Raw genomic sequence first — 677 nt, forward strand, 5'->3', positions numbered from 1 at the left:
AGGTAGATCTCGCGCAGCGTGCGCTCGTCGATCTGCGTGTTGCCGCCCTGCCGGCCGTGTTCCTGCTCGTTGCCGGCGTAATGCTTGATGGTGGCGATCACTTTTTCGCGCTGCGTGCCGTCGGTGCGCTCGGCCAGCAGGTCGCCGGCGAGCTGCGGATCCTCGCCGAGATACTCGAACAGGCGCCCGCCGCGCGGCTCGCGCGCGAGGTTGGTGCCGCCGCCCAGGCCCATGCCGAATCCTTGCGCGCGCAACTGCTGCGCGACCTGCCGGCCATAGGCATTGGAGAGCTGGCGGTCCCAGCTGGCGGCCACCGCGATGGTGGCCGGGAAGGTGGTGCTGGGTTGCGAGGTGCTGCCCGAGCCGGTCGAGGAATCGGCCATGTTCAGGTCGGGGATGCCCAGGCGCGGCACGCCCTGGATATAACCGGCGCCGCCGCCGGGCACCGCGCTCATCTCGTACTGCGAATGAATCAGCTGCAGTTTTTCATCGAGCGTCATCTTGCGCAGGAGCACGTCGGCCCGGATTTGTGCGGCGATCGAACCGACCACGTCGAGGCTCGACGGCGTGGGCGGGAAGTTGATGATGTCGGGGGCGCCGGCCGGATGGGCACCGGCGAACGCGAACGCCGCCACGGCGGCGGCCGACCAGAGTCTGACCTCCATGTCTCTCTCTCC

At 68.8% G+C, this 677-nt stretch carries 1 protein-coding gene; it reads right to left on the reverse strand.

The genetic code is table 11. The features are described from left to right. Positions 1-665, reverse strand: a 665-nt coding sequence (locus HW466_RS31010) for a glycoside hydrolase family 3 N-terminal domain-containing protein (RefSeq protein ID WP_176316136.1), incomplete at its 3' end; no start/stop codon positions are given. Positions 666-677: the final 12 nt, after the last annotated feature.

Source organism: Burkholderia territorii, from assembly GCF_902833055.1.
Taxonomy (GTDB): domain Bacteria; phylum Pseudomonadota; class Gammaproteobacteria; order Burkholderiales; family Burkholderiaceae; genus Burkholderia; species Burkholderia territorii.